The organism is Arthrobacter sp. B0427-1-12 (assembly GCF_059092905.1).
Genome location: NZ_JBNHIC010000062.1, coordinates 1 through 18591, shown reverse-complemented (window position 1 = coordinate 18591; position 18591 = coordinate 1). Strand labels below are relative to the sequence as shown.

General features: G+C 64.3%; 21 protein-coding genes. 10 read left to right on the top strand and 11 right to left on the bottom strand.

Annotated elements, in window-relative coordinates:
• Positions 1-506 precede the first annotated feature (506 nt).
• Entirely contained in the window at positions 507-1247 is a 741-nt protein-coding gene (locus AC5RWU_RS21200; protein ID WP_494037208.1) for a TetR/AcrR family transcriptional regulator C-terminal domain-containing protein, read from the bottom strand.
• Between the two features lie 193 nt (positions 1248-1440).
• On the opposite strand from AC5RWU_RS21200, the gene AC5RWU_RS21195 reads away from it, so the two are divergent.
• Positions 1441-1707: a hypothetical protein gene (locus AC5RWU_RS21195; RefSeq protein ID WP_494037207.1), complete on the top strand. Its 267-nt coding sequence runs from the start codon at positions 1441-1443 to the stop codon at positions 1705-1707.
• Between the two features lie 465 nt (positions 1708-2172).
• Here AC5RWU_RS21195 and AC5RWU_RS21190 read toward each other — a convergent pair whose 3' ends face one another.
• Entirely contained in the window at positions 2173-2616 is a 444-nt protein-coding gene (locus tag AC5RWU_RS21190) for a MarR family winged helix-turn-helix transcriptional regulator (protein WP_494037206.1), read from the bottom strand.
• A gap of 101 nt (positions 2617-2717) precedes the next feature.
• Between AC5RWU_RS21190 and AC5RWU_RS21185 the strand changes: the two genes are divergently transcribed.
• The 3 genes from AC5RWU_RS21185 (at position 2718) to AC5RWU_RS21175 (ending at position 4422) form a co-directional block, all read left to right on the top strand.
• Positions 2718-2930, top strand: a complete 213-nt coding sequence (locus AC5RWU_RS21185) for a hypothetical protein (RefSeq protein WP_494002731.1) — start codon at positions 2718-2720, stop codon at positions 2928-2930.
• A 291-nt stretch (positions 2931-3221) separates the two neighbouring features.
• Positions 3222-3464 carry a hypothetical protein gene (locus AC5RWU_RS21180; protein WP_494032970.1) on the top strand — a complete coding sequence of 81 codons (243 nt, stop codon included), beginning with the start codon at positions 3222-3224 and terminating at the stop codon, positions 3462-3464.
• The gene (locus AC5RWU_RS21175; protein ID WP_494037205.1) at positions 3457-4422 is read left to right on the top strand and encodes a methylenetetrahydrofolate reductase; all 966 of its coding nucleotides are present in this window, start codon (positions 3457-3459) and stop codon (positions 4420-4422) included. Before AC5RWU_RS21180 ends, AC5RWU_RS21175 begins: the two co-directional genes overlap by 8 nt.
• Here AC5RWU_RS21175 and AC5RWU_RS21170 read toward each other — a convergent pair.
• The 4 genes from AC5RWU_RS21170 to AC5RWU_RS21155 form a co-directional block, all read right to left on the bottom strand.
• The gene (locus tag AC5RWU_RS21170) at positions 4419-4679 is read right to left on the bottom strand and encodes a GlsB/YeaQ/YmgE family stress response membrane protein (RefSeq protein WP_494032972.1); all 261 of its coding nucleotides are present in this window, start codon (positions 4677-4679) and stop codon (positions 4419-4421) included. The genes AC5RWU_RS21175 and AC5RWU_RS21170 overlap by 4 nt on opposite strands.
• A 154-nt stretch (positions 4680-4833) precedes the next feature.
• The gene (locus AC5RWU_RS21165) at positions 4834-5019 is read right to left on the bottom strand and encodes a hypothetical protein (protein WP_494032973.1); all 186 of its coding nucleotides are present in this window, start codon (positions 5017-5019) and stop codon (positions 4834-4836) included.
• A gap of 217 nt (positions 5020-5236) precedes the next feature.
• Positions 5237-5509 carry a Sec-independent protein translocase subunit TatA gene (gene tatA / locus AC5RWU_RS21160; protein ID WP_494032974.1) on the bottom strand — a complete coding sequence of 91 codons (273 nt, stop codon included), beginning with the start codon at positions 5507-5509 and terminating at the stop codon, positions 5237-5239.
• 278 nt (positions 5510-5787) lie between these two features.
• Positions 5788-6006: a hypothetical protein gene (locus AC5RWU_RS21155; protein WP_494037209.1), complete on the bottom strand. Its 219-nt coding sequence runs from the start codon at positions 6004-6006 to the stop codon at positions 5788-5790.
• A gap of 160 nt (positions 6007-6166) precedes the next feature.
• Here AC5RWU_RS21155 and AC5RWU_RS21150 point away from each other — a divergent pair, with 160 nt between their 5' ends.
• The gene (locus AC5RWU_RS21150) at positions 6167-6496 is read left to right on the top strand and encodes a hypothetical protein (RefSeq protein ID WP_494032975.1); all 330 of its coding nucleotides are present in this window, start codon (positions 6167-6169) and stop codon (positions 6494-6496) included.
• Positions 6497-6762: 266 nt separating this feature from the next.
• Here AC5RWU_RS21150 and AC5RWU_RS21145 read toward each other — a convergent pair whose 3' ends face one another.
• The 4 genes from AC5RWU_RS21145 to AC5RWU_RS21130 all read right to left on the bottom strand — a co-directional run bounded on the left by AC5RWU_RS21145 (position 6763) and on the right by AC5RWU_RS21130 (position 12818).
• Positions 6763-8601, bottom strand: coding sequence for an FAD-dependent oxidoreductase (locus AC5RWU_RS21145; RefSeq protein ID WP_494032976.1), 1839 nt, complete (start codon positions 8599-8601; stop codon positions 6763-6765).
• 1650 nt (positions 8602-10251) lie between these two features.
• Positions 10252-11805 (bottom strand): bifunctional metallophosphatase/5'-nucleotidase, encoded by a 1554-nt coding sequence (locus AC5RWU_RS21140; RefSeq protein WP_494032977.1) that lies wholly within the window; start codon positions 11803-11805, stop codon positions 10252-10254.
• Positions 11806-12047: 242 nt separating this feature from the next.
• Entirely contained in the window at positions 12048-12236 is a 189-nt protein-coding gene (locus tag AC5RWU_RS21135; RefSeq protein ID WP_494032978.1) for a hypothetical protein, read from the bottom strand.
• A 171-nt stretch (positions 12237-12407) separates the two neighbouring features.
• The gene (locus AC5RWU_RS21130; RefSeq protein WP_494032979.1) at positions 12408-12818 is read right to left on the bottom strand and encodes a hypothetical protein; all 411 of its coding nucleotides are present in this window, start codon (positions 12816-12818) and stop codon (positions 12408-12410) included.
• Positions 12819-13528: 710 nt separating this feature from the next.
• Here AC5RWU_RS21130 and AC5RWU_RS21125 point away from each other — a divergent pair.
• From AC5RWU_RS21125 to AC5RWU_RS21115, 3 genes are all read left to right on the top strand, one after another.
• A complete protein-coding gene (locus AC5RWU_RS21125) occupies positions 13529-13891 on the top strand; it encodes a response regulator transcription factor (protein WP_494032980.1) in 363 nt (120 codons plus the stop codon).
• Between the two features lie 387 nt (positions 13892-14278).
• On the top strand, positions 14279-14506 hold the full coding sequence (locus AC5RWU_RS21120; RefSeq protein WP_494032981.1) for a response regulator transcription factor: 228 nt from the start codon (positions 14279-14281) through the stop codon (positions 14504-14506).
• Positions 14507-14800: 294 nt separating this feature from the next.
• The gene (locus AC5RWU_RS21115; protein WP_494032982.1) at positions 14801-15457 is read left to right on the top strand and encodes a hypothetical protein; all 657 of its coding nucleotides are present in this window, start codon (positions 14801-14803) and stop codon (positions 15455-15457) included.
• Between the two features lie 97 nt (positions 15458-15554).
• Here AC5RWU_RS21115 and AC5RWU_RS21110 read toward each other — a convergent pair whose 3' ends face one another.
• Entirely contained in the window at positions 15555-16070 is a 516-nt protein-coding gene (locus AC5RWU_RS21110) for a DUF6328 family protein (protein WP_494032983.1), read from the bottom strand.
• Positions 16071-16726: 656 nt separating this feature from the next.
• Between AC5RWU_RS21110 and AC5RWU_RS21105 the strand changes: the two genes are divergently transcribed.
• Both AC5RWU_RS21105 and AC5RWU_RS21100 read left to right on the top strand, forming a co-directional pair.
• A complete protein-coding gene (locus tag AC5RWU_RS21105; RefSeq protein WP_494032984.1) occupies positions 16727-16942 on the top strand; it encodes a hypothetical protein in 216 nt (71 codons plus the stop codon).
• 812 nt (positions 16943-17754) lie between these two features.
• Positions 17755-18498: a VIT1/CCC1 transporter family protein gene (locus AC5RWU_RS21100; protein WP_494032985.1), complete on the top strand. Its 744-nt coding sequence runs from the start codon at positions 17755-17757 to the stop codon at positions 18496-18498.
• Positions 18499-18591 lie beyond the last annotated feature (93 nt).

The following is an 18591-nucleotide window of genomic DNA, read 5'->3' as shown; positions in this document are numbered from 1 at the left end:
GGAACAACGCCATCAAACGCCTCAATGACCTCGGCTACGACGTCACCCTCACGCCGGCCGCCGCAGCCTGACTCACCCTACTTTCGTATTAGGACACTCGCATGCCTTGAATTCCCATCGCGAACAACGGATACCTGACGTATGCGCTGTTATCGGTGTTCTCCTGTGATCACGGGTCCGGGGGTCGTGCCGGTCAGCGCAGGCCAAGACCCGGGTGGGGTCAGGTGCTGAGCCGATTTCGGGGTCCATGGCTGAAAAGCATTGCGTGAGGGAGGCGCCGCCGCATGCGGGCAGCCCACGCCCTCATTTCCCGCTGATAAGCACCGGTCCCGCCAGCCGGCGGCGCCTGCCCTCGGTGCTGGGCCTGACCGGTGGTGGGGGCAGCTGCCGAGGGGGTGGCTGTCCTGTCCCCGGCCCGGCAGGGTCATCCGGGTTACGGGCAGGTGGTGAAGGGTTCGCCGGTGACGCCGTGCATGCCGCCGGGGAAATCCGGGGGGCGGATCCGGTCAGGGTTCCTTGTTGGCGGGTGGGTGCAGCTGGGCTTCCAGGCCGGCCAGGAGGATGGTGATTCCCTGGTCGAGTTCGGCGGCGCCGTCGTATTCGGCGAGGATGTGGGCCAGTTTTCGGAGGTGGGGGAATTCGCGCGCCGGCAGTCGGTGCAGGCCCAGGCGGAGCAGGTGTTCCTTTTCCTCGGGGTCGACGATGAATTCCTGCAGTTCGTTGAGAATGTGACCGTAGAGGTATCCGTAGTAGGCCCGGTACACATGCAGGGCGTCGGCCGGGGCAAAGCCGGCCCGGATGAGCAGGGAAAGGATCTGCTCCAGCGGGCGCAGGGTGCCCAGGGGGCGAAGCCCCAGCGGGGTGGACAGGGGGCGGGTGACCAGCAGCGGCACCACGTGGGGGTGGGTCAGGGCGATCCGCCGGAACTCGTGGGCGGTCTGTCTGAGCTGGGACTTCCAGTCGCTGTCTTCGGGGTGGATGACCAGCTCGCTGAGGACAAGTTCCGCGACGCCGTCCAGGAGCGCGGCCCGGTTGTCCGCGTAACGGTAGAGCGCCATCGGGTCACGGCCCAGTTCCTGTCCAAGCCGGCGCATGGTCAGTGCGTCCAAACCCTCCGCGTCGATGAGCCGAAGCGCGGTGGCCAGAACGAGGTCCCGGTTCAGGCGGGGCCGCCGGGCCGGTGTGCGGGGAACGGGAACACCGTCCGGAGGCGGGCCGGGGCCTGTGCCGTCGGGATGCTTGGACATGCGGTTGATCGTCTCTTGGGTCGGGGATCTGCACAGCCTGGACAGTCAGGAAGGCAGGCCCGCCGGGAAGGTAAGCATGCTTGCCATCATCATTGTCTACAGGTAAAGTCTACAGTGTATTCGGCGGGACTGAGCAGCACGTTTTCACCGGATGCACGGCCGGTACGGCTACCCCAAAACTTCAGGAGTCATCATGACAACGCCCCGCAACGAGCACACCTCACACCACCGGCTGGCCGAGACCAAGGCCGCGCTGAAGACCACCGAACTCTTCGTTTACCTCGCCGCGGTCCTGGGCACGATCATCACCGCGATAGTGGTGGGGGAGAACGGCGACGAGAATGCCGGCGACAGGTTCGATGCCAACCAGGCGATGCAGTACATCACGTTCCTTACCATCGGCTACATGATCGCCCGCGGTCTGGCCAAGTCCGGAAGCCGGCACGGTTCCGACTCATAACAAGGTTCCATCCCCCATTGACCGGTTGATTCGGTCCATGGACAGAGATCGTGACGAAGGGCGGGGCGCACCTCAAACGGTGTGCCGCCGCCGTTTAACGTGGCCTCGGGGAGGGGAACCGCAAACACGGTTTCAGGTCCCGGCCCGTACTGTCGGATTGCCGGTGCCGGCACACACTGCGCAACAGCGCCCGGCCAGCCGGGCAGACCTAACTCACCGTTTGATTTGGTTCCCAAGCAGGCGTTCAGGTTATATCCGCTGGTGGCCAGAAGAATTGCCTGCGGGTAGCCGGTTGGTTTGTCCGCTGGGACTGAGGTGCGCCGGCTACCGACTGAGGTCTAGAAACTCAAGACATAGGCGCTGTTATCGGCTTATGTGGTTCTTGTAGCGACCGAAGAATGCAGAACCGGCGTCAGGCCTGCTTCCCGGATACGGTCTGGTTATAGCTGTAGACAGCAGGAGGGGCTACGTCCGGTTCGTGGCGGCAATGATGTCGCGCATGGTGCGGTTCAGTTTCCGGACATCGTCCCGGGTCAGCCCCAGGCGCTCCATCATCGTGCCGGGCACATCCAGGGCCTGGGTCCGCAGGGCCGCTCCCTTGTCGGTCAGGCCGACGGCCAGGGCTCTTTCATTGCCCGGAACCCGGTTTCGTGAGACCAGTCCCCCCACCTCCAGGCGCTTGAGCATGGGGGAGAGCGTGGCCGGTTCCATCGTGAGGGCTTCGCTCAGGCTGCGGACGGTACGCGGGCTCTGTTCCCACAGGGCCAGCATGACCAGGTACTGGGGGTGGGTCAGACCCAGCTTCTCCAGCACCGGCCGGTAGGCGGCCACAACGCTGCGCGATGCCACCGAGAGGGCGAAGCACAGCTGGTGTTCCAGAAGCAGGTCCTCGTCCTGTTGAACAGTCATGTCTCGTCCGCCTTTCCGGGCATTGTCCCTGCGTATCATTTCGTGCCCTAATGTTTAGCGTACGATTAGATGTGCGGAACACCAAGGAAAGGGATTCTTCCATGGCCCACAGTGAGAGCTTTGCCTCCAAATTTATGCGCGTGACCGGCAAGGCCCGGTTCATTTTCGGGCCGGCGCAGTCCAGTTCGCTGGATCATGCCATGACCGAGGAAAACAAGGAGCTGCTGCACAGCCAGCAGGAGGAAACCGAGCAGCAGTGGGAAACCGTCAGGAGGGCTGACGGCAGCACCTACATCGTGCCCCGCAAGCCCTGAGCCTGCGCTGCTGCCGCGACTTCTGAAACGCCCACGACCGCCCTTTGACCTGCGGCTCCTGCCTTGACAGGGAGTCGTTTTTCGCCCAGCGATCCATTCAAGCGGGGCGTGGATATATCAATCGCTCGGGTGCTATTTCGGCTGCCGCTGTTCTCCTGCGTCATCCTGGCCGCGGCCGAGCCCTCCTTTGCGGATTCAGCTCGTCGTCCTCTATCGACGGCGGGCAGCCCATCCCCAACCTTCGGGAGAAGACACCCCACCCTGGCACAGAGATCCCCGACCAGAGCGCACTTGGGTACCGTTGAGGGGACGAGTTTCCTGCGCGTTCTTTCGTACACCGGTGCAATCGTCGCGTTCCTAATCGGTTCCGGATTCGCAACAGGCCAGGCGATCCTCCAATACTTCACGTCGTACGGATATTGGGGCGTGTTCGGCACCGGACTCCTGGTCCTCATGACCTATGTGGCCGTCGAGTTCTTCTCTGTCAAGCTGAACGACTTCTTCTCAGAAAAGCCAGGTGATGGAGATGCCTAACCTCGACAGTCAGTACCAATCCGCAACGCAGTCCCAAGGCGGGCTTTACGCGCTGGAGGTTGCGGGGAAGGACATTGTGCAAGTCGAGGCCGCCAAGGCCGCGATTCCACCGGGAACGCCGATCAACATCGCGTTCCTCGGTAATGAGGATCATGCCCAACGCATCAATGCAGCACGGGTAATACGAGCATGCGGCTTCGAGCCCGTCCCAATTATTTCCTCGCGCCGCCTGCGCTCCGAACGGGACCGCGATTATCTTCTCGGCGCCCTCATCGCAGAGGCTGCGCCGTCGCGGATCATCCTTGTGGGCGGCGACCCGGCGGTCCCTGCCGGTCCCTTTAAGGACTCGCTGGCCCTTCTGAGAAGCGACCTCCTGGAACACCATTCCATTCGCCATGTGGGTATCGTGGGCTATCCGGAAGGGCACCCGAAGATCGACACCGACACGCTCTGGCGCTGCTTGAAGTGGAAGTTCGGCTTTCTTCAGGATGCAGGCTGCTCGGTCGAGAATACGACGCAGTTCGGATTTGACGCCGATGCCGTTGTGCAATGGATAGAGCGATTGCGCCGTGAAGGAATCGACACGCCCGTTCGCATTGGCTTGCCGGGGCCAGCCGGTGTCGGAAAGCTCCTTAGATATGCCAAGCAGTTTGGCGTGGCGCCATCGGCAGCTATCGCTCGGCGATATGGACTATCCATGGTCAACCTTGACCAGCGCGTCGGTCCTGAACGCTATTGGGATCAACTCGCGGCCGGGGTGGACGGCGGGAATCTCGGAACCGTCCTGTATCACCTTTATCCATTCGGCGGGATCATGGAAGGCGTTCGTTGGATGAACAGCCGCATGCCGAACCGCTATCCCATGCCGCCTACTATTGAGGCGTGGGATAGCGGCCTTCGCTCAGCGGCGCTCTGCAATCATGCCGGTGATCGCGACAACAAAGCACTCCATACCTAGCGGCGAACACTGCGGCGGCCGGATATGCTCTCGGCCACACCGATAAGGAGTATCGCCGCAATCACGGCAACGATGAATCCGATGACGTTTAGCTCAAAGATGTCACCGGTACCCAGCAGATTTGCGATGACACCTCCGATGACTGACCCGACCAGGCCCAGCAGCAGCGTTGCCAGGAGACCCAGATTTTGCCTTCCGGGTTTGATGAGGCGCGCAAGCGCCCCGATGACGAGTCCAGCAATAATGAAACCGATCATGGTTGCCTCCTAATGGCTTTCCTCCAACAATAAGCATACTTAGTTATTCATTTGCAAATGCATGTGGAGGACTGCCAGCATTCGTCGTCAGAGCCAATCTGCGGAGACAGGCACATCAGCCGGAGGTAACCGGCGCGGCGGTGCGGAGCTTGCGCTACGCACCGCCCCACACGCCACGCCGCACGACATATGCGCCGTTATCGGCGAACAGATAGCCGCGGGCAAGAGCGCGCACACCGAGGCGGAGAAGCGCCAGGCCAAGAAAGACCTGAACCGGATCGAGCGGCAGCTGCCCAAGCTGTCCCGGCAAGCGGACAAGCTCAAGGAGCAGATGAACCACGCCGGCTCCAAGGCCGACGTCGACTCCGCGCTGCTGGCCGAGCTGAGCACCAAGCTTCAGGAGGTCGCCGCCGAGCAGGAAGAGCTCGAGATGGAGTGGCTCGAAGCCTCGGAAATCCTGGACTGGCGCCGGCTCCGGCCCAGGGGGCGGACGCGCCCGCCTAAAGGCGAAGAGGACGCCGGACGGTTGTCCGGCGTCCCCTCGGGTTCCGCTTCGCTCAATGATGAGAGCCGTGGGCAATGGCTCCGTCCGGGCTCAGGGCACGCCCTTCGCGTACGGGCGTGGCCTCGCGGGCCCGCGAGGTGCCTTCGCGGCCCAGGTCGGCGGCCTCGGGACCGTCACCCGTCAGCTCCTTGACCTCGGACTTGAAGATGCGCATCGACTGGCCCAAACTGCGGGCCATGCCCGGCAGCTTGGGCGCTCCGAACAGCAGCAGGAGCACCGCCAGCAGGATGACCAGCGCCATGGGGTTACCGAACAATCGAGCCATCGCAGGATTCCTTTCGTTTGCGGAAGCGGATCAGCGCTGCGCGGCGAACATGCGGTCGAATTCCTCGATCGCGGTTTGGGCCGAGCGCACTGAGCCTTGACATGTCAGCAAACATAGATGCAAATTTATGTAATTTTGATGCCGGAGCCGCCGAGGTCGGCGCCTTTGGGTGAGTGGTTCAGCCCTTTTGGGAGCCACGGTTCTGCCACAGGCCGGCGTCGCGGATGGAGCCTGGATTTTCATGGCCGCGGAGCAGGGCGCCTCGCGTTCTTCTTCGGTCAGCGGGTCGAAGACGTTCTCGCGGACGAAGCTGAGGTAGTCGGGGCGGCCTGAATGATGGCCTTACAGCCGGCCTTGGTTACCGTGATGTCGTAGCCGCGGAGGTCCGAGGGGCACTCGGTCCGCACTGGCAGGCCTTTGGTTTCCATCCGCTTGAGCAGGTGGGAGGGCCGGCTCCGCTCCCAGTCCAGTTGCCGCGCCAGATCGCGGGCCCGCAGGACACCGCCGTCGGCCTCCGATAGGGCAGCGAGGACTGAATACTCTACGGCAGACAGTTCGGAGTCCTGGATCAGCTGGCGGTCCGTGGCGGATTTGAAGTCCCGTATCAGTTCACGCAGGGCGCGCCAGATCTCCTGCTCGTGTCCACTGAGTCATCGGGTGTCGGAGCTTACGGTGGGCATCCCGTTCAACCCCTGGAGCCGGAACGACAAGAAGCGCCTGTACGTGAACACCCCGGACCGCGGGAAGATCGGCTACCTGGACCTGGCAACTCTGGCACCGGTCCTGGAAGCTCCCGAACTGCAGGACGAACTGGTCAACAAGCGCGATCGCGCATCAGGTTGCCCCATCTGCGCAGGCAGGCAGGTGCTCCGCGGCAGACTGGCACCCCACCAAGAACATGCCATTGACGCCCGCCGACGTTGTACGTGGAACAAGCCGCGGTGGTGGCTCTGTCCAAACGGCCACGAGCAGATGGCACCGTTCTGAATCGGCTTAAGACCAGGGGCTGTACAGCGTGCCCACCGGACCAACGCTCAGGCACCGGCTAACTGCCGGCTCAGGATCGTGAACCTGTTCGAGAAGGTCATCGCCAAATGTTGTATGCCGGGTTCTGGCGGTCGTAGTTACTCAGCTGGTTATTCGCCAGGACCGAGAGCATGCAATTGGTCATGCGATCACCCGCAGCGAAGGCTGTTGCCCGTGAGGAGTGACCTTGACCGCCGTCTCGACGGTCGAGGTCACCAAGGAAATGCTTAAGCGTCATCCTGCCGCCGGGCTGCTTCGCGTCCCGCCAGGTAGCCGAACACCAGTCCGAGCGAGATCGTCCCTCCGGCTCCTCCGTAGAACCCCTTCGTGGGCGCGCCGCCTGCGTTGCCGGCGGAGTACAGGCCCGGAATGACCTTGCCCTCGGTGTTCAGCGCGCGCCCGAGTGCGTCGGTCTTCGGACCACCGACAGTGCCGAGCGCGCTGGCCTCGACCTTGAGCGCGTAGTAGGGTGCAGTATCGACCGGCCCCAACACGCTCGACTTCGGGCTCTTCAGCACGGGGCGGATGATCTTCGCCAGGGGCCCGACCACGACGGAGCGCACGCGCTCGGGGTCGTTCTTCTTCGCCACCCGTCCCGCGAGCTTGCTCACGATCGGACCGATCGCCGCGGCGATGCGCACCCTAGCCTTTGCGGTGGCGGCGGGGAACCGCGCGTCGGGCGAGTTCTTGCCCAGCCGAGGATAGAAGGCGCCGAAGTATCGGTCGAACATCGTGTCACCGCGGTTGAACTGCGGGTCGCGGCCTCGTGCGGCCTCGGGGTTGAACCGGTCGACGGTGCGGAGCAGCCCCACCTCGTCGACACTGATCTTGGCCGCCAGCTCCGACAGGGTGTCAGCGCGGTGGAGGTACTCGGGCACCTCTCCGCCCGGCGTGACGCCGAAGATCCCGAACTTCTCCCAGTAGTTCTGGTCGAAGATCAGCCACGCCGTGGCATTGGGCATAGTGCCCGTCTCCGGGTCGACCTCGCGCATGATCTGTCCGAACTGGTCGTAGGCCAGAGCCTCGTTCGCGAAGCGCTCACCCTTGCTGTTCACCATGATGCTGTGCGGCAGCGCACGTTCACCCAGGAACACACGACTGAGCGGCTGGCCCTCCAACTCCTCGCCGGGCAACTGCACTCCCGGCATCCACCAGGCGTCCTCCATCCCGGTAAGGTCAGCGCCCACCTCCTTGGCCAGCTGCACCGCGATGCCGTCATGGCCCTTGGGTGAGACCTGCACGCCGAAGGGCGCGTCGAGGTAGGTCGTGGTGACCTCGGCCGAGCTCTCGAACCCGCCGCTGGCCAGCAGGACCCCCTTGGTGGCGCGCACCGTGTGCTCGACACCATCAGCTCGTACGACGATCCCCCGCACTCCCGACTCATCCGTGACGAGCCGGACCGCGGGCGTCTCGACCCGTACGTCGACGCCGTTGCGCAGGCCACCCTCGAGCAGGGCTCCGACCAATGCCGGTCCGGCGAGCCAGACGTCATCGATGCCGATCCCACCCAGCAACCAGAACGGGAGCGGGTTCTTGGCCATGCCCGTCGTTAGGGCCGGTCGCACGTACTTCGCGGCCTCCCCCAGTCCCTCGGGGGAGTAGGGGCCAGGGAAGAGCGCCCGACCGACCGACGCGCCGTCGATGTCGGAGCGGTAGTCCGGCCAGATCGTCGGGATCCACCCGAAGGAGGTGTGCTCTTCGATGAACCGGACGACGTGGGGTCCGGTTTCCAGGAACTTCTCCACCAGGTCGTGGTCGAGGACCTGGTCGCGACCTTGGCCGTAGATGTAGCGCCGGGCCTGGTCCAGGTCGTCCTTCACCTTCAGGTCCTTGGTCGAGAAGCCGTGGTTGGGGATCCAGGCGGCACCCGCAGAGATGCCGGTGGCGCCCCCGACGAGTTCCCGGGACTCCACAACGAGAACTCGTGCGCCCTCCTTGGCGGCGGTGAGCGCCGCCATCAGGCCTGCCCCACCGGAGCCGACGATTGCTACGTCCACCTCGTCGGGGATGCCCTTTTGAGACACGGTCCCGATGGAGCCACGGTGCTGAGTCGAACTGTCAACCACGATTTCCTCCTTACAAATTGATTCGCAATGTCCTTGTCACTTGGCCTTACCGGTTCTGTGAGGCGCTGCTGTAGAAGTCCATGAGCGGGACGGTCGCCGCAACAGCCCTAACGAACACGGACGGATGCAGAATGCTCCAGCGGTACCATCCGCCTCGGCACTCAACGCCAGTACAAATACATGCATATGCATATACCATAACTCATTTAGTTGATATGTCAACTTTTGCGCTCGGCTGGTGCCCAGAACCACAAGGATCACGCCCAAATCGTCAAGACCTGCGGAGCGTACTCATTTCGGTTCCGAGTACTGGCAAACATGGGCTCCGCTAGCAGCTTTTCGGACCGAGCAACGACATCACCCCGGCCTGGGGCGCAGTCCGGGGCGATGCCTTTTCCCTCCGTTGGGAGGGACCGCGGCGCTGCCAGTTTCAGCTTGGCGGGGCCGTCATCTGGAACAGTAGGCCTCTGATTTGGAAAAACGCCGGACCGAGGATCGGAGTCCGAGCGACGTATGCGCTGTTATCGGCGTTATAGATGTCCAACGAATCCTTACAGGTAAATATCCATAGGTGCTAGGAGGCGCGGGTCTGCAATGACGAAATCGAACTCTTGTAGTTGGCCGGAACGTAATCCCGGATCGGTGAGGGCAGAGAAGCCGCACTGCTTACGGACGAGCGGCGGCGCGTTTGATCAACAGGTTTCCTTTTGGCAGGGAAAACCCCGAGAGCCGGGAACGCGTAGTCCATTCCCGGTTCCTCGTTTAGGCGGATGTAGCCCCAATGCTTCGCTAAGTGTTGCGGCGGTCTGTCGCTGTTGTCGGTAGTTTCATCGCCTGCCGAGTAAAGCTATTCCTTTACGCCCACCTGAATGGGAGCGTGGCGGTGGGTCGTCGTTCCATCGCCCAGTTGACCGCGGCCGTTGTCCCCCCCCACCCCAGGTTGTTCCGTCCTTCTTGACTGCAAATCCCCAAGGCGGCGGGTGTCTCAGCCCGGATGGGCCGGAGCTTGTGTCCGCCGGTCTGGCCGTCAGGGACGGGATCTGCCGTCGTTAGTGGGGTGTTCCGCCGGCTGCCTGATGACCTGCGGGCCGAATTTCCGGAGATGACGGGCTTTTCGCTGCGGAACCTGCAGTACATGCGGGACGATGGCTGAGGTCTGGGGAGGGAGCGGGCCAGATGTGATGGCACCTGCGCTCGGTCATGACCATCCGCTAGCCTCTTCCACCCATCCCACCGCAGCTGTACAGGAGCGCCTCCATAATCGCTGAGCAAATGCCGGGCACTGCCTGTCACGGCAGCCCTCCGTTCCACCGAAAGAAGGGGCGGCGCTGCCCACAGGCCAGCCTCTATCTCTTCGGGGGCACTCGGGCATGGCAGCAATTGGGGATGCCGTCGTGGACCGTGGGGTCGGAGGGATCCTCCGAGCTGCGCCGACATCACGCGGAGGGCCGCCCGTGGAGGGAAGCAAACTGTGCTGAAGGAGACCGGTGATTGTTCAGTCCTCGACCCACTCGAGTAGGTCGGCCGGCAGTCGAGTGCCCGGCACATTGCTTCCAAGGTCCGGGAGGAATAACGACGCCGCCACCTCAGGTTCCATGCGTACGGAACCTGAGGCGGCGGCGTCGTTATGATCCGGCGGCTCTTGGCTACTTATTGGACAGCGACGCGCGGCTGGGCATCGGGGAAAAGTGTGCCGAGTGCCTTGATGTGGTCGATCAGGGCGCTGACGTCAACCGTCCCATCCTCGGCCGACAGGACCACCCTGGCATCTTGGAATGCTGGATTGCTCTGGGCAACGAAGCTGGTGATGGCCAGAGTGTACGTGGCGGCAGGATCAATGGGGCCCTCCGGCGTGTGGAGGTCGCTGATGCGGCTTCCCTCCGGCGAACCCGGACTGTAGGTGTAACTGAAGCCGGAGGGGCGAGTCCGGTCGCCACCTGCATGTTCCAAACCGGCAAGCAGCTGCTCCCCGGTCACCTCGATAACGGACACCCTGTTGCCGAAGGGCAGGACGCTGTAGGCATCGCGGAGGGTGACCGTTGGACCGGGGATATCGGCGCGGGCACCGCCGCCGTTCATCCAGCCCAAGTCCGCGCCGCCGTAGGCGCGGAAGGCGTCCGCGGCCAGGTTGCCCACGGTGACGCGGTCCAAATAGCCGGTGGACGTGCCAATTTGCTCGTTCAGCTTGGCGTCCATGTCCGCGATGTAATGCGCCTCGAACGCGGAGAGCCCGGCGTCAGGTACCACGGAATCGTCGACCTGGAGTTCTTCGTGGGACAGGGCCGTTTCGCCGTCCTCGACAGTGATGTCCAGGCGCAGGACCGAGCCCATATTACCCTCCGGGGAGAGGACCAGCCGGCCGTCGTCGCGTACCGTGACGTCCGACGCAGCCACGTAGCTGTTTTCCTCGCGGAACGAAGCATCGATCTCCGGCACCTCGTTAAGCAGGCGCTCATTGACGTCCTTGTCAATCTGGGTGACCGCCACAATAGCGTCCACATCCTGGCCCTCCAACTGATCTACAGCGGCTTCGGCGGCAATGACCGGGTCAACCTCCAGGATTTCCTTGGCGGTAGTGGTGGTGTCCATATTGCCGGTCAGCCCGATGAATCCGATCCGCAGGTCGCCAACCTCCTGGACGTGGGTGGGTGCCCCGGGCAGGAAAGGTTCGCCGTCCGCTGTCACCAGGTTTGAATTGACCCAGGGAAAGTCGGACGCTGTTACAAGGTCCAGGGCGTTCTGCGCGCCGAAGTCGAAGTCGTGCTGGCCGAAGCTGGCAACGTCCACGCCCATCTGATTGAAGGCCTCGACCATCGGGAAGCCGTGGTAAAGCCCGCCGAACAGAGTCCCGCCGGCCAGGTCCCCGCCGAAGACAACGGCGGAGTCCGGATGCTCGGCGCGCTGAGTATCAAGCACGGACTTCAGACGGGCGACGCCGCCGCGCTCCCCGTCCTCCTGCTCCACCGGACTGATTTCGTGTGCGTCCTGGAAGTAGAGGAGGGAAGCGGTCCTGGGGCACTTGTCCAGGCCGGCGCCCCGGCCGTTGGCCTGGCCCTGGCCATTACCCGTGCCGACGCCGCGCTTGGCGCATGGGGTTTCGGAGTTCCCACCAGGGGCGGGAGCGGCAGACGCTGCAGGGGCGCCGGCGACGACGGCCAGCGTAATGAGTGCCGCAGGAAGCAGCGATGTCTTGAAGAAATGCATGCGTGCAATTAGATACCTCAGGGATGACACGGTTATGGACGGCCGGTGTCCCGGGCATGAACCGCTTCCGTCAGGCAGCACCAGCCTGCTGACCGGCGGATTCGCATCCTATGCGAATCGCCGGACTCGCGGTGTCATATGCGCTGTTATCGGTGGTCTTCGGACACAGCAGGTCCGCGAAGCGGATGTTCCTGGCGGGGTTGGAAATCAATCCGGGGTGATGTCGACTTCCGCGTCGAACTTTAAGGTCGGCGGTTGCCCCTGGCCAATGCCTCGATATATGACCTTGCCAGTCGGGGTGTATCCCGTGCCCGGGCCTCTTCGATGACCAGCTCGCGCTCCTTGGGGAAGGGCGCACCATGGGTGACGAGGTCGTCGAAGCGTTTGGCGTGGTCGCGGTCGGCGTCGAGTTCGATGCGCAACAATGCCATGGCAGAACTATGGCATATGCGCTGCTATCGGCGTTCAGGGCCCCAACGCACCTAGTCAGGGTGAGGGAGCGGTTGGGCGTGACCGTTGAATGGCAGGGACGGGATGAGCCGGGCGGCCCGACGGCTCCTTGAAACCCCTCGGGCCGTCGCGGCCCTGATCCGGGAGGCCGTTCAGGCGGCCATGACGGCCTCGGAGGCGACGGGCACTGCTTCTGCGGCTTCCAGGGGAGCCAGCAGAAGGCTGTACTGGACGGGGGTCAGCAGCTGGGGATGGGCCAGCGCCAGCTGGGCCAGGTGCAGGGCAGCAACCATCCAGTACGTTCCGGCGATGGTTCCCATGGTGGCGGTGACCATCGCCCGGAGGGCGGTTGTGTCGACGGTCGGGAAATGTGCGGCCAAGGCGATCCGGGCCGCACCATGCTCGACGTGATGCTGGACCCTGCGGTCCCTGGCGGCCAGGGCATACAGCTGATCCGTGGTCCACCGGCGGCCCAGAATCCGGGCTGCAGGAGGCAGTTCCTTAACTGCGGTCATCCCGTCGGCGGTGATGACCTCAGTAACAACAGCTGTCGTGTTTCCCATGATTTCTTCCCCCCAGAGAACCTGTTAACCATTCTTCCCCCCACCGCTGGCAGGCCCCAGCCCTGCCTGGGGCGGGAAGACCCCCCGAAAATGGGGGATCCGGCCATGGACCACGGGGCCGGGCCGATCCTTCCCCCATCCGGTGCGGTGCGGCAGGACCCGGTGTCCTCCTCCGCGGGCTCCGACAGGTTCTCCACTGGCCCCGTCGACACCCCTTAGTGTGCCCGGCCAAGCTCAAGCGATGGCTCGGTTAACCCGCAGGAATGCCTCAGGATTTGCCAAAACCTCACCGCACCGCCCCCGGTGCCTCCGGCCCCGGGGGAGAGCCTGCTGCCACCAGGGTGAAAGCGGGAAGGAGCGCCTCAGGTGCGGGCCAGGCCTCCGCTTCGACCGGGTCCGACGGTCACGGCCCCTATTCGGGGTTTATGAGCTGCCGCCCCTCACGGTCCGTCCTGCTAAATCTTTGGCCTTTCCTGCCGGAAACCGGCTTGTTCCTTGAGGTCGGCCGAGCACCGTTAAGGCACCAGCGGGGGAGCGATGAGATGTATGACCGGACCCCGCAAAGGGGAAGGCAGCTTCTGCCGGGACCGCTCCAGACGGGGGGATGGGGAGGTCCCGGCAGAAGCCTTCAAACCGACAGCAAACGGGTGCAGGCAACCGCGCTGTCCTGACGATGACGGTACGGGTGCTGGAGCTGACGGGAGACCGGAATGGACGAGGCCAAAGTGGCCGTGGTCATTGAAGACGACCATGACATCACCATGCTGCTGCAGGCGGTCCTGCAGCACTCCGGGGCCACGGTGCACACCGCCTGCACCGGTGCCGCCGGGATCGAGGCCGTCCGGGCCCACCGGCCCCGGCTCATCACCCTGGATCTGGGGCTGCCCGATATCGACGGGTGCGAGGTCGCACGCCGGATCAGGGACTTCAGCGACGCGCACATCCTGCTCGTCAGCGCCCAGGCACATGCAGCAGCGGATCTGCACGCCGCCGGGGTGAATGAGGTCATGGCCAAGCCCTTCAGCCCCCGGGAACTGCGCCAACGCATCGAAGCGGTACTGGGCACCGGCTGATCCTGGACCATCCCATTGACGGCGCCTCTCTGCTACGGCGTCTCTCTGGTCGGGCTGCTGTGGGGGAGGGGCCTTGTTTACGCAGACTCATTCCTGCTGCAGTGGCGATGCGGTGGGCTTATGCTTCGGAAAGAAGATGATGTCCCCGGACCCTCGTGCCTGGGCAGCTGCTGCAAAGGTGAGAATCCCCGGCGGCAGCGGTGGGCTCTGTGCCTCCGCTGAGGCCAGTACCGGGCCAACTCGGAGCAGGGGGGATATTGGGTTGGGGAACCAGAGCGCTGTCGTCATCAAAGACGACCTCGATATGCGCGGCCTGATAGCGGCCGTGCTCAGGACATCAGGACTAAGTGTCCACGCCACCGGGAACGGAACCGAAGGCATGCCGCCGTGCACGAACACCGGCCCGGACTGGTCGTTCTGGACCTCGGGCTGCCGGATATCAGCGGCCAGGAAGTGGCGCGCCGGATCAGGGGTTTCAGTGATGCCCACATCCTCGTGCTGACCGGCCGGGTTGAGGTTGGGCCGACCATCCTGGAGACAGGTGCAGACGACTTCATGACCAAGCCCTCCCGTCCCGGCGAGCTGCGTACGCGGGTCCAGACCCTCTTGAGCTGATCGACGGCGGGAGTTTCAGCCGAGAGCGGGCATTCGGTCCGCACCCGTTAATCGGGGTAGGCCGAATGCCGCCGGAGGGAACCCGGTGCGCTTTGAACACTGCGGAACCGGGGTATCGAGCACGGGGCGGCTCGGGCAAAACACCTGCGGACGGTTCACAACCTCCTGCGTCAGCAGGCAGATGCCAGGACATGCAGACGCAGGAGAGGGCCCATCGCCCGCGGGATCAACGGCACACCGACGACAGGAGGGATGCATGCATCGAAGGTTATCGATGTCTGGAATAATCGGTCTGTGAACATTCCACCCCTACGATTCGGCCCCGCCTCCCGCCGGCGCACCGGTACCGGACCTGGAAGCCAGGTCAAGACCTTGTTTCTGCGGCGCCTGCGTAAGGCGGACCGGACCGCACCCTCCCGCCGGGAATCGGTGAGGGAACGTGCCGCGGAGAGCCTCACCGCCATCCACCGGGCAGGACATGCTGTGGCACTGCTGGCCCACGGCCACAGGTTCCGCTTCCTTGCCCCGGATTCCTGTGCCGGTGCTGGCGGGAACTCTCCAGAAGAGTTCAGCCGCAACGTCATTGCCCTGGCCGGACCCGTCGCGCAGCTGATGGCGTCCCGGCCGGCCGGACTGCCGGATGCAGCCATGGTGCAGCAGGTGCTCCGGCATCTGGATACCGGGAACCCCGCCCTGTGCCGCTTCGGGAATCCGGCTGGTCCGGACCCGGATCAGCTGGCCGTGGCCCTGGCGATCATCAGCGCCGGCTGGGATGACGCCCTCCGGATCGCAGCGGCGCTCACGGATGCCGCAGCACCGCTGACCTACCCCCAGACCCTGGCCGTGGTCGAACACTCTCACGGGGTGAACATCGGCCCGCACTTCGACCGCTGGCAGAAAGCCTGCGCCCCCACCGAAGGCTCCCTGCGGCCGGCGGCACTGGTTTCCTGACCGCCACTGACGTATGTGCTGTTATCGGTATTCGGGGAGTATGTGCTGCTCCGGCATCCGGTAATGGTTCCTGGCGGCCCGGCTGATCCGGAGCGGTTCAGTGTTGTTTGGAGTTTCTGGCTCGGGCGGTCAGTGGTGTTACCGCCCACAGGCCCAGCATGACCAGGCCCAGGCACAGTGCGGTGAGGGCTCCTTGGGTCCTGCCGAGGACGAGGTCGAAGATGAGGCCGGTGGTTCCGATCAGCACCAGGCCCAGCAGGATCAGCGTCAGCCGCAGCAGCAGGTCGGCGCTGGTGACCAGGGTCTTTCTGATGTGGCGGCGGAAAAAGGCCCGGTGCAGGGATACCGAGGTGAGCAGGACCGCCGTGGTGAGCGCCGCCAAGAGCACCAGCGCCAGGTAAACGCTCCGCTGGAGCGTATCAAGCTGGTCGAAGCGCGGCTGGAACGGCAGGATCAGCAGGAAACCGGTGAGGATCTGGACGCCGGTCTGCAGCATCCGCAGCTCCTGCAGTATTTCCAGCCAGTTCCTGTCCAGCTTCTGCATCGGGGACTCGTCGCGTTCATCATCGCTCAGGTCCCTGCGAATGTTCCTGCCGCGGCTGCGCCGGATCATACAGTTCAGTGTAGGCGGCGCACCGCCGCGGACCCCTGCCTGGTGCGGAGCTGCTGCTTCGCCCGACCCGGCCGCTGAGCCCCAGGGATACAGGCCGGTGCCCGTCACAGGAGGATTGCGGCCTGGCTCTGCCGGTATGCGGGGCGTGCTTTTCGGTGGGGGACGGATTCAGGCCGGAAACACCGTGGCCGGCCGGCTGTCGCCTGAGCTGAAGGGGCAGGAGAAGCCAAGGGCCTTTCCACGCCTGCGGGTAAACAGTTCATCGCCGGATCCCCGCAGGGATCCGGCGATGAACTGTTGGGCCGTTCCTCGTCCTCGAGCAGCACCCTCCGTTCCAAGGTGACACTCTCGGGCCCGTGGTCCGCCACGAACGGCGATAGCCAGGGCTGCAGGACTGGTCCGCCCCCACGGCGGTCAATCTGGAACCGGCTGCTATTCAGGCTGACACGGTAGATTGGACATGCACAACCCTTGTCGCTGCCTGATTACCAAGTGACTTTCCGACTAAGTAGAAGTTCTTTAGTTAATCAACGGCAGCCGCCGCGGCACGACAGCCCGCAGCAGTCAGGGCAGCCGGCCCGGAAGGGCCGGGAAGGACAACCGACCCAAAGGCGGGACACCCAAGGTTATCGGGCACGCCGCAGTTCAGTTGGGCCGTGGTCTACTACCTGATCGCCAACCTGGCCGCCTTCACCCAGCCGGCCGAACAGCGCCGCTATCCCAAGGCCCTGCAGGCCATCGGCGTCGTTGGATGTGCCGTGCTGGTGGTAACCCTGCCGGTCTCGGCCGTGCTGGCCAGCCTGGGCATGTTCGCAGCAGGGGTGCTGATCCGCTGGTGCCGGATCAAAGCCCAGGCCCGCGCGGGGCACTGAACCTGACGCTGCCGGTACGGGTGAAGGCCCTGCCCGGCGTTTCTGTCCGGGCCGGCAGGATTGTTCCGGGGAATTTCCAAGATCGGGGCAATGTACTGGTGTGCAGGTGCTTGTCCGGCGGGAGAACGTCCCTCCACTCCGCCCGGGCCGGCCCGTACCCGCCGCCCGCACGGCTTGATCCGTCGTGCCGACCTGTGTTGTGCGGTGAGTACTGCCGGCTGCTCCCGTCCACTGCGGACCGACCGGAAGGAATGTCGACGTCCTTTTGCCGCGGTGGATAGGGCAGCCGGTGAGGCGGTTAGTAGATCGGCGGAGCCCAGAGGACATAGCTGATGACGGCGCAGCCGGTCAGGTGCAGTAATGCAGCCATGGTAATCCATCCCTCCGGTCCGAACCTGAACGGGCACTGAGTGATGTTCCAGGGCTGGTGGGTGCGGGATGTGAGGCTGAGCGCCTGACGGTCCTGAAAAACCGGCCTATTACCCTCCATGAACGGTCTCGCTGTCTGCGACGCCGGTATCCACATTTGAGGCGGTCCGTTGGATGCTTCCAGACGTATGCGCTGTTATCGGCGCTTGATCGCTCCGGCGCTATCTGGTCGATGCCGTGCTGACGTTTGGTCCTGCTGTTCGAAACAGATATGCGGAAAGAGCACTGCAGCGCGTCTCCTCCGGGGACAACCTGCAGCCGAACTACCCCGGCTGACGGCTCGGGAACCGCGCTCCTGAGCCCCGCGGTGCCGTTTCTTCAGCGTGGGGAGGATTGGTTTTCCTCGCTGGAAGCCGCCGGAAAATGGTGCTTCCCTAGGAATCATGGGCAGCCAACCTGATTCTTCGACGGCAGGAAGCAGCCAGCACGAGGACGAGCCACACGGAACCGGCATCGCGACCCGGTTGAACTGGCTGCGCGCCGGCGTGCTCGGCGCCAATGACGGGATCGTGTCTGTCGCCGCCATCGTGGTCGGCGTGGCGGGCGCCACCACGGACCTCGGCACCCTGCTCGCCGCGACCTTGGCCGCGGTTATCGGCGGCGCAATTTCCATGGCTCTGGGGGAGTACGTCTCGGTCTCCAGTTCCAGCGACAGCCAGAAGGCGCTGATTGCCAAGGAGAGCTGGGAACTGAACACCATGCCGGAGGAGGAATTGGCCGAGCTTGCCGGGATCTACGAAGCCAAGGGGGTCAGCCCGGCCACCGCGCGGCAGGTCGCCCGGGAGCTGTCCGAGCATGATGCGCTCGGCGCGCACCTTGAGGCAGAACTCGGTATCGACCAGCATGAAGTTGTCAGCCCCTGGCATGCCGCCTTCGCCTCCTTTGTAGCCTTCATAGCCGGCGCCGCGCTGCCGGCCCTGGCGATCCTGCTGCCGCCGGAGGGCATGCGCGTGCCCATCGCGTTTGCCGCGACGCTGCTGGCCCTAGCCGGGACCGGCGGACTCGGCGCTTATCTTGGCGGCGCCCGGATTCTGCCGGCGATGGCCCGCGTGGTGGTCGGTGGCCTGCTGGCGCTGCTGGCGACCTTCCTGATCGGCACCTGGCTGGGCGCCACCGGCGTCGTCTAGGAGGCCGCTGAACAAATTGCTTCTGTAACTTGGGGAGTTTAAGGCGCGCCTGCTGGACTCGTCCGCTCAGTGGTTAAGACTGGTCTTATGCAG

Excerpts from the sequence above, each read along its gene's own strand:
- AC5RWU_RS21200 (WP_494037208.1), bottom strand. The coding sequence starts at position 1,247 with ATGTCCAAGCATCCCGACGGCACAGGCCCCGGCCCGCCTCCGGACGGT.
- AC5RWU_RS21195 (WP_494037207.1), top strand. The coding sequence starts at position 1,441 with ATGACAACGCCCCGCAACGAGCACACCTCACACCACCGGCTGGCCGAG.
- AC5RWU_RS21190 (WP_494037206.1), bottom strand. The coding sequence starts at position 2,616 with ATGACTGTTCAACAGGACGAGGACCTGCTTCTGGAACACCAGCTGTGC.
- AC5RWU_RS21185 (WP_494002731.1), top strand. The coding sequence starts at position 2,718 with ATGGCCCACAGTGAGAGCTTTGCCTCCAAATTTATGCGCGTGACCGGC.
- AC5RWU_RS21175 (WP_494037205.1), top strand. The coding sequence starts at position 3,457 with ATGCCTAACCTCGACAGTCAGTACCAATCCGCAACGCAGTCCCAAGGC.
- AC5RWU_RS21170 (WP_494032972.1), bottom strand. The coding sequence starts at position 4,679 with ATGATCGGTTTCATTATTGCTGGACTCGTCATCGGGGCGCTTGCGCGC.
- tatA (WP_494032974.1), bottom strand. The coding sequence starts at position 5,509 with ATGGCTCGATTGTTCGGTAACCCCATGGCGCTGGTCATCCTGCTGGCG.
- AC5RWU_RS21140 (WP_494032977.1), bottom strand. The coding sequence starts at position 11,805 with ATGCATTTCTTCAAGACATCGCTGCTTCCTGCGGCACTCATTACGCTG.
- AC5RWU_RS21135 (WP_494032978.1), bottom strand. The coding sequence starts at position 12,236 with ATGGCATTGTTGCGCATCGAACTCGACGCCGACCGCGACCACGCCAAA.
- AC5RWU_RS21130 (WP_494032979.1), bottom strand. The coding sequence starts at position 12,818 with ATGGGAAACACGACAGCTGTTGTTACTGAGGTCATCACCGCCGACGGG.
- AC5RWU_RS21125 (WP_494032980.1), top strand. The coding sequence starts at position 13,529 with ATGGACGAGGCCAAAGTGGCCGTGGTCATTGAAGACGACCATGACATC.
- AC5RWU_RS21110 (WP_494032983.1), bottom strand. The coding sequence starts at position 16,070 with ATGATCCGGCGCAGCCGCGGCAGGAACATTCGCAGGGACCTGAGCGAT.
- AC5RWU_RS21100 (WP_494032985.1), top strand. The coding sequence starts at position 17,755 with ATGGGCAGCCAACCTGATTCTTCGACGGCAGGAAGCAGCCAGCACGAG.